Below are 10,279 nucleotides of genomic sequence, written 5' to 3'. Positions count from 1 at the left end.
GGGGCGGGTGGGGTGGTCGGCGGTGCGGTGCCGTCCAGCCCGAAGAAGCGGATCACCTGCGCGGCGTCGACCGGCAGGTTGTGCGTGACACCCTGCATGCTGATCGCCTCGACCGGCGCCATCGGACCGCTGCTGCCGTACCGGGTGCGGGTGTAGCCGGACTGTGGGGAGTCGGTGTACGTCGGGGTCTGGCTCAGCCCGTGCACGTTGGTCCACTGCTTGACCTGCTCACCGAAGTTCGGGTAGCGCAGCGTCTCATCGTTGGTGCCGTGCCAGATCTGCATCCGGGGTCGCTGCCCGGTGTAGCCGGGGTACGCCTCCCGGACCAGGTCACCCCACTGCTGCGCGGTCCGGATGAGTTGCCCGTTCGCGCACTGGCTGTTCCACTCCGAGGTGCCGCCGGTGGCGAAACAGGCGAACGGCACCCCGGCGAACGAGGCGCCCGCCGCGAACACGTCCGGGTAGTCACCCAGCATGACGTTGGTCATCATCGCGCCGGACGAGGTGCCGGTGGCGAAGATCCGCGCGGGGTCGGCGGAGTAGCGCTGCTTCACGTAGTCGACCATGGACATCAGCCCGACCGGATCGCTGCCGCCGCCACGGCGCAACGCCTGCGGCGAGTAGACGTCCCAGCACTTGCTGCTGCGGGTTGCCGACGGGTAGATCACGATGAACCCGTACCGGTCCGCCAGGGACGCGTACTGCGTGCCCGAGTGGAACGCGGGGCCCGTCCCGGTGCAGTAGTGCATCGCCAGGAGAATCGCCGGTCGGGTCGCCACCCGGTCCGGGACGTACAGGTGCATCTGCAGGTTGGTGGGGTTGGTGCCGAAGTTGGTCACCTGCGTGAGCGTCGCCGCCGACGCGGGGGTGGCGAACGTCAGCGCGGCGGCGGCCAACGTCACGGCAGCCATGACGACGCCGAGCATCTTCGTCTTGAGTGTCATCGTCGCGATCCCTTGCGAAAAAAGGCGCGTGGAAGGGGACTTGAGTCGAGGACTGCCCTTCGCCCGACCTTGACCGCGGCTCGCGTGACCATGTCAGCTTCAATCGAGCACGCTCGATTGTCAAGACTTCCGGAGACCTTTCGCCGCAACGGTTCCGGCGGCCACCTGCGCTACCACCGGCATCGACGGGCATGATCAGCGACTACCGGTCGCGAGAAATTACCGGGACATTATCGGAACCCGTCAGACCCCGCTGAGCGCGAGGTCACCGACGGCCCGACCGGGTGGTCGGACCGTCCGCCGCCGCTCAGTAGATGTCCCGCCCTCGCTCGTCCGGCACCCCGGACTTGCGGAAGAAGTACGTGTTGATCTGGTCGCGCCACTCGGTGGCGCACCGCACCTGCTCCTCCAGGCGTTCGGCGACCCGCTCGTACACGCTCGGGTCGATCATGCCGTTGAGCCGCTGCCACCGTCGCCGCATCGCCGTCACCTCCTCCACCCCCGCGAAGTGGGTGTCGTAGATGTGCTGGATGACCGTCGAGCCGCTGTGCAGCACATGCCCGTACGGCACGTGGTGGAAGAAGAGCAACAGCTCGTCGGGGCAGCTCTCGGGTGACTCGTACACCTGCGCCCAGTACGGCGGGTACTGGCCGGTGAAACCGGTGCCCGACGCGCGGGTGCGGTCCACGCCGACGCCGTCGCGGTCGGCGAAGTGGTAGGTGCCCCACCGCGTGTACTCGTACCCGTCGACGCCGGGGCCGTAGTGGTCGCCGGGGTTGACCATGAAGCCGACGCCCAGCGGGGCGGTGTAGCGCTCATAGGTGCGCCACGAGTCGTCCATGATCTCGTGCAGTGTCCGCCGCACCAACTCCGCGTCGGCGGTCGCCGACGGCGGGAAGGTCAGCGTGATCCACTCGTCGAGGATAGTCGTCGGGTCCCGCCGCGGATCCCAGGCCAGCCGGCCGAACGTGTAAAGGTTGGCCTGCGCCAACGGATGCCCGGTCCAGAACGGGTCGTCGCCGACGTTGGCGACGGCGACCATCCCGCCGCCCGCTGCCGCCTCCCCGGTGACCACGTCGGCGATCGTCCGCCCGCCCGGCCCCCAGGGGGCGAAGCTGAGCACCTCACTCCACCACGGACCGAGGTGGCAGACGTGCCGCTGCTGGCCCGTGTACTCCTGGGTGACCTGCAACTCCACCGCCAACCGGGTCGCCGGCATCGCGGCGAGCACCGGTGAGATCGGCTCCCGCGTCTGGAAGTCCACCGGACCGAACTTCACCTGGACGACCACGTTGGTGCGGAAGCGCCCGTCGAGCGGGGCGAAGTGATCGTAGGCGGCCCGCGCCCGGTCGGTGGACCGGTCCCGCCAGTCCTGGTGGTGGTTGTAGACGAACGCCCGCCAGTGCACCACTCCCCCGTGCGGGGCGAGCGCCTCGGCCAGCAGGTTCGCGCCGTCGGCGTGGTCACGGCCGTACGTGAACGGGCCCGGTTGACCCTCCGAGTCGGCCTTCACCAGGTAACCGCCGAAGTCCGGGATGCGCTCGTACACCCGCCGGGTGGTCGCGGCCCACCAGACCCGTACGTTCTCGTCCAAGGGGTCGGCGGTCGACAGGCCACCGAGGACCACCGGCGCGGCGAAGCTGACCGACAGGTGCACCCGGATGCCGTAGCGGCGCAGCACGTCCGCGATCTCGGCCACGTCACCGAGCCGTTCGGTGAGCAGCAGCGCCTCGGTGCGGGCCACGTTGACGTTGTTCACCGAGATCGCGTTGACCCCGCAGGAGGCCAGCAGCCGCGCGTACTCCCGTACCCGGTCCAGGTCGCCGCGCGAACGGCCGTCCCGCCAGAAGATCGAACCGCCGGCGTACCCCCGTTCGACCTGGCCCATCACCGGGTGCACGGCGACGTTGTCCCAGTGGTTCAGCATCCGCCGGCGCAGCGCCGGCCGGTGCCACTCCGGCGGGCGGGCCGGGTCGAAGGCCGCCGCGCAGAGCCGGACCACGTGGAAGAGCCCGTACAGCAGGCCGGCCGGCGCGTCGGCCAGCACCACCGTCACGTCACCGGCCCGCGCCAACACGAAACCCTCGTCGCCGAGCGTCTCGCCGTCGGCCAGCTCGACCAGCCCCGCCTCACCGGCGGCACGGGCCGCCTCGACCGCCGGGTTGGGCAGCTCAGCGGCGTCGCGCAGGGCGAACACCAGGTCGACGTCGACGTCCCAGGACGGGGAGTGCCACACCAGCCCGCCGTAGCGCGCGCAGGCCCGCGAGACCTCGTCGAGGACGGTGTCGACGAGCAACCCCTCGCCGTGCACGAGGACGCGGCGCGCACCGAGCGACCGGAACGCCTCCGGGGGCAACCAGGCCGGGTGGACCCGCGGCCCGTCACCATCCATCGGCTCGTCGACGAACATCAACTGCTCCAGGTCCACTGACTCTTCGGCGTTCACCGGTCTCCCTCCAGCACGACGACCCCGTACGCCAGCGGTCGCGGGATGGCGAGCGCCGACGGCGGTTCGGTCTCCTGTCGCGGGTTGTCGTCGCCCCCGAAGGGCACCGTGGCGCTCAGGGGCAGGCTCATGTGGTGAACTCCTTCCGGATCAGGTGGATCATCGGCTCGCTGACGCGCAGGAACGCCAGGGCGGCGATCGACGCGAGCAGCATCAGCACCGCCTCGGAGAGGACCGCGGTGACCGCGGCCGCCGCGGCCAGCAGCAGGACGTTCCCGACGGTGACCACCGGGGTACGCACGAGGAAGTGCGCCGCCAGTCGGAGCACGTCCCGGGTGCGGAAGTCGAACAGCGAGGTGATCACCAGGGCGTTGGCCGCGCCGAGTGTCACCGCCACCGCGATCAGCACCAGCGGTGCCGTCCACCAGGTCGCCAGGCCGACCGCGTCCCGGTAGGCGAGGTTCAGGGCGAGAACGGCCAACCACAGCAGCGTCGGCACCCAGATGCGCAGCACCCCGAACGCGTTCGCCCGGTAGCCACGCCAGAACACCGCCGCCGGGTGCAGGTCGGTCAGGTCGGTTCGCTGGTGACGCAGGACGTACAGGGCGGCGGAGAGGGCCGGACCGACAGGCACCAGGAAGAGCGCGACCAGCGGCAGGTTGCTGGGGTCGCGGTCCAGCAACAGCAACGGGAGCAGGCCGGGCACTGTGCTGAGCAGCAGGAGCAGTTCGACCACGAGCAGGATGTAGACGCGCGAGGTGATCCGCGACAGTGGTCCGTCGCCGAACTGTCGCCAGGTCTGGGCCGCGCCACTCACTATCGTTTCCTCTGATCGTCCGACCGGTGCCCACCACGAGGTCCGGTCGGGCCGCGACTGGCCGCCCGACCGGACCTCGCTGGTCAGCCGTTGTTCTTCTGGAACCGCTCGTACGCCTTGTTGACCAGCTCGATGTACTGGTCGGAGTTCTTGGCCTTCAGCTCCGCCACGTACGCGTCCCACTCGGCGAGCGGGCGCTGGCCGAGGGCGAACTTCAGCGTGTTCTGGGTGACGAAGTCCTTCAACGGCGTCTCCCAGAGCGACACCTGCTCGCGCTCCTCGTCGGTCAACGGGGCCGGTGGAGGCACCATCCTCGGGGTACGCGCGTCCATCACCTTCTGGAACTCCAGCTCTTCCGGGGAGAAGAACCCACGGACCAGGTCGGGGGTGCCGCCGTAGGCGAAGACGCCGTTGTGGAAGCCGAAGTCCTTCTGGAGGTGCTTGGGCGCCTTCGGGTGCAGCCCGAGGAAGTCGATGCCCGCGTCGAGCGTGCGCTTACCGGAGGCGTCCTTGGTGAAGGTGGTGCCCTCGACGCCCCAGCGGGCGAACTCCAGGCCGGCGTCCGAATACCACAACCAGTCGATGAACTGCATCATGGCCACGAAGTTCTTGCTCTCCCGGGCCTTCGTGGAGATCATGATGCCGTTCTCCAGCCGGGGGAACGGGTTGATCTCACCGGCCGGGCCGACCGGCAGCGGGATCTTGGCCATCTTCGCGTTCGGCAGCGTCTTGGCCAGGTCGGGCCGGTGGTTGTTGACCAGCGTCTGCGCGTTTCCGGTGACCACGAAGGACTTGCCGTTGGCCAGCTTCTGGCGTGCCTGGTCGTCGGTCTGGGTGAAGCTCTCCGGGTCGAGCAGGCCCTCGGCGACGAGCTTGTGCAGGAAGGTGACCATCTGCTTGTACTGCTCGGACGCTCCGGTGTAGGTGAACTTCTTCGCCGCCGGGTCCCAGGTGGCGTGCTGGTAGTCCCAGCCCGCCTGGGTGCCGTGGGCCGAGCCGAGGATGTTCAGCAGCGCGCCGGTCGGGTTCGGCTTGCTGAAGAGGTCGGAGTACGGGTAGACGTTCGGGTACTTCGCCTTCATCGCCTTGAGCACGGCGTACAGGTCGTCCCAGGTCTTCGGCGTCGGCAGGTTGAGTTCCTGCATGATGTCGGTGCGCACCAGCACCGTGTAGTCCTGCGTGGGCTTCTCGTGCAGCCCGGGCAGCAGGTAGAACTTACCGTCGGCCTGTCGCAGGTTGTCGATCTCCGGCTTGAGGTTCCACTTGGCGATCTTGTCCTTGAGGTTGGGCATCAGGTCCAGGTAGTCGCTCACCGGAAGGATCGCCCCGGAGGACACGAACGCGTTCTCCTGCGGGTGGTACGTCTTCGGGATGATCAGCGGCGCGTCCCCGGCCCCGATCAGCAGGCTGCGCTTCTGCTCGTAGTCGCTCAGCGGCACGGCCACCGGTTCGATGGTGACGTTGGTCCGCTTCGTCAACTCGGACCAGAACAGCCAGTCCTCCTTGAGCGGGTAGAACGTGTGGTTGTTGTAGAGGGTGGAGAACGAGAGCGCCTCGCTGGCCTTGAACTGGTCGCCGACGCCGTAGTCGGCCATCGCGCCGACCCGGTTCCCGGAGAGGTCCGTCGACTCACCGGGGTCCTCGGAACAGGCGGTGGCAAGGGAGAGCGCGAGCAGACCCGCGGTGGCTACCGCCACGCGGCGCCACGTCTTGTGGAGCATGGCTCGTCCTTTCAGTGGTGGGTTCGGAGGTGCCGCGGTGCGGCGTTCGGCGTCATCCCTTGACCGCGCCGAGCATCACGCCGCGGACGAAGTACCGCTGGACGAAGGGGTAGACCGCCAGGATCGGCAGTGTGGTGAGCACGATCGTCACGGCCTGGAGGGTGGCCGCGGCCTGCACCTTGTCGGCGTCGGCAGCGGCCGACTCGGCGCTGGTGGCACCCGCGATGAGGTTGCGCAGGTAGACGGTGACCGGCAGCAGATCCTGCTGGTCGATGTAGAGGAACGCGGTGAACCACGAGTTCCAGAAGGAGACCGCGTAGAAGAGCACCATCGTCGCGATGATCGCCTTCGACAGTGGCAGCACGATGCGCAGCAGGATGCCGTACGTGTTCAGGCCGTCGACCGCCGCGGCCTCCTCCAACTCGTTCGGCAGACTCTCGAAGAACGCCTTCATCACCAGCAGGTTGAACACGCTGATGGCGTTGGGGACCACCACGGCCCAGATGGTGTTCTTCATCCCCAGGCTGGTGACCAGCACGTAGTTGGGAATCAGGCCACCGGAGAAGAACATGGTGAGCAGCGCGACACCGACGAGAAAGGGGCGCCCCTTGAGCTGCGGCTTGGACAGCACGTACGCGTAACAGGTGGTCAGCACGATGGAGATGAGCGTGGCGACCACCGTGTACACCACCGTGTTGCGGTAGTTCGTCCAGAACAGCGAGTCCGACATCAGCAGCTTGTACGCGGTCAGGTCGAACCCGCGCGGGACGACGCTCACCTTGCCGGCGATGATGTACGCCTCTTCGCTGAGCGAGCGGGCCACGATGTTGAGGAACGGGTACAGCGTCACGACCACGACGCCGAGCAGCACTATCGTGTTGACGACGCGGAAGATCCGGTAACCCCGGCTGTCGTCCGGCCCGCGGGTCTTCGGGGCGTCGATCTTCGTCCCGACGGTCACCACAGGCTCGTCCCCACCGTGCGACGGGAGATGACGTTCGCCGACAGGACGAGGATCAGCCCGATCACCGCCTCGAAGAGGCCGATGGCCGCCGCGTAGCTGAAGTTGCTCGACTGGAAGCCCATCCGGAACAGATAGGTGGAGACCACGTCGGCGGTCGGGTACGTCAACGGGTTGTAGAGCAGCAGGATCTTCTCGAACCCGACGGCCAGGAAGCTGCCGATGTTGAGGATCAGCAGGGTCATCATCGTCGGGCGGATGCCGGGCAACGTGATGTGCCAGGTTTGGCGCAGCCGGCCCGCGCCGTCGATCCGGGCGGCCTCGTACAGGTCCTCGTCGATGGTGGTGAGGGCGGCGAGGTAGAGGATCGTGCCCCAGCCGACCGTCTGCCAGACCTCGGACGAGACGTAGATGGTGCGGAACCACTCCGGTTTCTGCAGGAAGGCCACCGGGTCGCCGCCGAACAGGCTGACGAGTTGGTTGGCCGTGCCCTCGATCGAGGTCAGCTGCATGACCATCGCGGCCACGATCACGATCGACAGGAAGTGCGGCAGGTAGGAGACGGACTGGACGAACCGCTTGAAACGGTGGACCCGGACCTCGTTGAGCAGCAGCGCCAGCACGATGGGCAGCGGGAAGCAGAACAGCAGGGTCAGCGCCCCGAGCACCAGGGTGTTGGTGAACACCTCCCAGAACGTCGGGTCGGTGAGGAACATCCGGAAGTAGCGCAGCCCGACCCAGTACTCACCGAAGATGCTGCCGCCCGGCTTGAACCGGCGGAAGGCGATGATGTTGCCGAGCATCGGCAGATACCGGAAGACCAGGAAGAACAGCAGCGGCAGAATGGCGAGGGAGTAGAGCTGCCAGTCCCGGCGCAATGCCTGCCGCCAGCTTCGGCCACGTCGCGGTGGGCGCGGAGCAGGGCTGTGCGCCTCCTGCGGCGGCGCCGGCGGCGGTGGCCGCAGGGTTGATGTCATCCACGACCTCCTATGCCGACTGGGGAGCAGCCCCGATCCGAAACTTCACGATCCGAAACTTTCCGGAAACCTGCGCAACCTTTTCGGCAACCTAAGTGCCCCATCGATGCCTGTCAAGAGTCTCAATCGGACCACCAGGCATTGTTTCCTGCACACGGTGACTCTGAGATCGGCGCTCCGTCGTCGATGGGCCGCGCGATGACCCACCAATGGGCGCCCCGACGACGAGACCGACTGGCGTGAATGTCACATCATGTTAAGGTCGGCCGAAACTTTCGAATGTTGTATGGGGCTGCGATGACAGAGCACCGCCCGCTCGGCCCACCCGCCTCCACCACCATCGCGACCATCGCCAACGATGTCGGCGTCTCCGTCGCGACGGTGTCCAAGGTCCTCAACGGACGCGGCGACGTCGCCCCCGGCACCAGAGCCCGGGTGGAGGCGAGCCTCGACCGCCACCAGTACCAGCGCCGCGCCCGGCGACACGCGACCAGCAGCGGTCGGGTGGGCCTCGTCTTCCACGAGTTCGACACGGGTTGGGCAATGGAGATCCTGCGGGGCGTCGAGGCGGTGACCTCCGCCGCCGGCATCGGGCTGTCGGTCGCCCAACTCGACGGCGCGCACCGACCGCCGGCACGATGGCTGGAGGCGTTGCTCGCCGACCGCCCGCTGGGTGTGGTGTTCGTCCTCTCCCACCTGGCCGAGGCGCAACAGCAGCACCTGCGTCGGCAGGGCATACCGTTCGTCGTCGTCGACACCGACAGCGCGACCTCGGCCTCCGTGCCCACCGTCGGGTCGAACAACTGGAACGGCGGCCTGCTCGCCGCTCGGCACCTGCTGGATCTCGGGCACCGCCGGATCGCCGTCATCTCCGGCCCACCCGAGGTGCTGTGCAGCCGCGCACGCGCCGCCGGCTTCCAGTCGGCCCACGAGGAAGCCGGGCTGGTGGTCGACCGCGAGCTGATCCGCTACGGCAGTTTCTCCGCCGGGGCCGGGCACGCGCACGGGCTGCAACTGCTCCAGCGGCCGGACCGACCCACGGCGATCTTCGCCGGGTCGGACATCCAGGCCATGGGGGTGCTCCGGGCCGCCCGTCAGTGCGGCCTGCGGGTGCCCGAGGACCTGTCGGTGATCGGGTACGACAACCTGCCGCTCTCCGCCTGGACCGATCCGGCCCTCACCACGATCAACCAGCCCCTGCGCGACATGGCCGGCATCGCCACCCAGATGCTGCTCGACCTGACGAGGGGGAACGAGCCGGCGACCAGCCGGATCGACCTGGTGACCGAGCTGATCGTCCGGGAGAGCACCGCGCCACCGACACACCCGCACTGACCCCGGCCCCTGCGAGGACCCGTGCCCCACGACGCCTTCACCGTCGACGAGCTTCAGCGCTACGCGCCCGAGGTCGCCGAGCCCGACGACTTCGACGAGTTCTGGCGGGACACGCTCGCCGAGGCGACCGCCGCGCCGGTGCTCGTCGACGTCCGTCCCGAGCCTACCGACCTACTGCTGCTCGACTCCTGGGACGTCACGTTCGCCGGTTTCGACGGTGACCCCGTACGCGCCTGGTACACCCGCCCGGCGGGGGTGCGGGGGCCGCTGCCGGCCGTGGTCGAGTACGCCGGCTACGGTCGCGGTCGTGGCCTGCCCCACGAACGGCTGACCTGGCCGGTGGCCGGGTACGCGCACCTGCTGATGGACAACCGGGGCCAGGCGGGGCAGTACGGCGCCGGGGACACCCCCGACCCGCACGGCGCGCCCGGTGGGCCCGCGCCGGTCACCTGGGGGATCCTCGATCCGAGGACCTACCACTACCGCCGCCTGATCACCGACGCGGTCCGGGCGGTCGTGGCGGTCCGGGCGCTGCCCGGGGTCGAGGGCGACCAGGTCAGCGTGGTCGGCAACAGCCAGGGCGGCGGCCTCGCCCTGGCGGTGGCCGGTCTCGTCGACGACCTCAGCGCGGTGCTGACCACCGCCCCGTTCCTGTGCGACATGCGCCGCAGCGTCGCGCTCACCGACCTCGCGCCGTACGGCGAGATCGCCCGGTACCTGGCCGTGCACCGGGAGGCCGAGGAGGCGGTCTGGCGCACGCTGTCCTACGTCGACGGTGTGAGCTTCGCCCGCCGAGCGACGGCCCCGGCGCATTTCGGGGTCGGCCGGCGCGACACCGTCTGCCCACCGCGGACCGCCTTCGCCGCCTACAACCACTACGGCGCCGCGAACGGCAGGCCGGTCCCACCCGAGCGCGAGATGCACGTCTACCCGTTCAACGGTCACGAGGGCGGCGAGGCCGTGCACGTCCGGCGTCAGCTGCGCTGGCTGGGCTCGGTGTTGCGCCCAGCCCGGCACCACCGGGCACATCCGCTCGTCGACCGGACGCCACGCCGCGCACCGACGCCGTGAGTGTGCT

The 10,279-nt window shown here is 68.8% G+C and carries 9 protein-coding genes; 2 read left to right on the top strand and 7 right to left on the bottom strand.

Annotation, left to right across the window (positions count from 1 at the left end; translation table 11 throughout):
• The 7 genes from QCZ28_RS11585 to QCZ28_RS11555 all read right to left on the bottom strand — a co-directional run.
• Window positions 1-944: PHB depolymerase family esterase (locus QCZ28_RS11585; RefSeq protein ID WP_279516628.1), on the bottom strand; the 944-nt coding region annotated here is incomplete at its 3' end.
• A 307-nt stretch (window positions 945-1,251) separates the two neighbouring features.
• Window positions 1,252-3,390, bottom strand: a complete 2,139-nt coding sequence (locus QCZ28_RS11580) for an alpha-glucuronidase (protein ID WP_279516627.1) — start codon at window positions 3,388-3,390, stop codon at window positions 1,252-1,254.
• A complete protein-coding gene (locus QCZ28_RS11575; RefSeq protein WP_279516626.1) occupies window positions 3,387-3,521 on the bottom strand; it encodes a hypothetical protein in 135 nt (44 codons plus the stop codon). The genes QCZ28_RS11580 and QCZ28_RS11575 overlap by 4 nt, the downstream gene beginning before the upstream one ends.
• A complete protein-coding gene (locus QCZ28_RS11570) occupies window positions 3,518-4,207 on the bottom strand; it encodes a YesL family protein (RefSeq protein WP_279516625.1) in 690 nt (229 codons plus the stop codon). Before QCZ28_RS11570 ends, QCZ28_RS11575 begins: the two co-directional genes overlap by 4 nt.
• An 83-nt stretch (window positions 4,208-4,290) precedes the next feature.
• Complete coding sequence (locus QCZ28_RS11565; RefSeq protein ID WP_279516624.1) at window positions 4,291-5,928, bottom strand: extracellular solute-binding protein; 1,638 nt, start codon at window positions 5,926-5,928, stop codon at window positions 4,291-4,293.
• A gap of 52 nt (window positions 5,929-5,980) precedes the next feature.
• Window positions 5,981-6,889 carry a carbohydrate ABC transporter permease gene (locus QCZ28_RS11560; protein ID WP_279516623.1) on the bottom strand — a complete coding sequence of 303 codons (909 nt, stop codon included), beginning with the start codon at window positions 6,887-6,889 and terminating at the stop codon, window positions 5,981-5,983.
• A complete protein-coding gene (locus QCZ28_RS11555; RefSeq protein WP_279516622.1) occupies window positions 6,886-7,866 on the bottom strand; it encodes an ABC transporter permease subunit in 981 nt (326 codons plus the stop codon). The genes QCZ28_RS11560 and QCZ28_RS11555 overlap by 4 nt, the downstream gene beginning before the upstream one ends.
• Before the next feature lie 297 nt (window positions 7,867-8,163).
• Between QCZ28_RS11555 and QCZ28_RS11550 the strand changes: the two genes are divergently transcribed.
• Together QCZ28_RS11550 and QCZ28_RS11545 are read left to right on the top strand one after the other, a co-directional pair.
• Window positions 8,164-9,201 carry a LacI family DNA-binding transcriptional regulator gene (locus QCZ28_RS11550; RefSeq protein WP_279516621.1) on the top strand — a complete coding sequence of 346 codons (1,038 nt, stop codon included), beginning with the start codon at window positions 8,164-8,166 and terminating at the stop codon, window positions 9,199-9,201.
• 21 nt (window positions 9,202-9,222) lie between these two features.
• Window positions 9,223-10,272 (top strand): acetylxylan esterase, encoded by a 1,050-nt coding sequence (locus QCZ28_RS11545; RefSeq protein WP_279516620.1) that lies wholly within the window; start codon window positions 9,223-9,225, stop codon window positions 10,270-10,272.
• Window positions 10,273-10,279: the final 7 nt, after the last annotated feature.

Source organism: Micromonospora sp. DH14 (genome assembly GCF_029809455.1).
GTDB lineage: Bacteria > Actinomycetota > Actinomycetes > Mycobacteriales > Micromonosporaceae > Micromonospora > Micromonospora parva.
The sequence above is the reverse complement of the archived record's forward strand: the minus strand, read 5'-3'. Positions and strand labels throughout refer to the sequence as shown.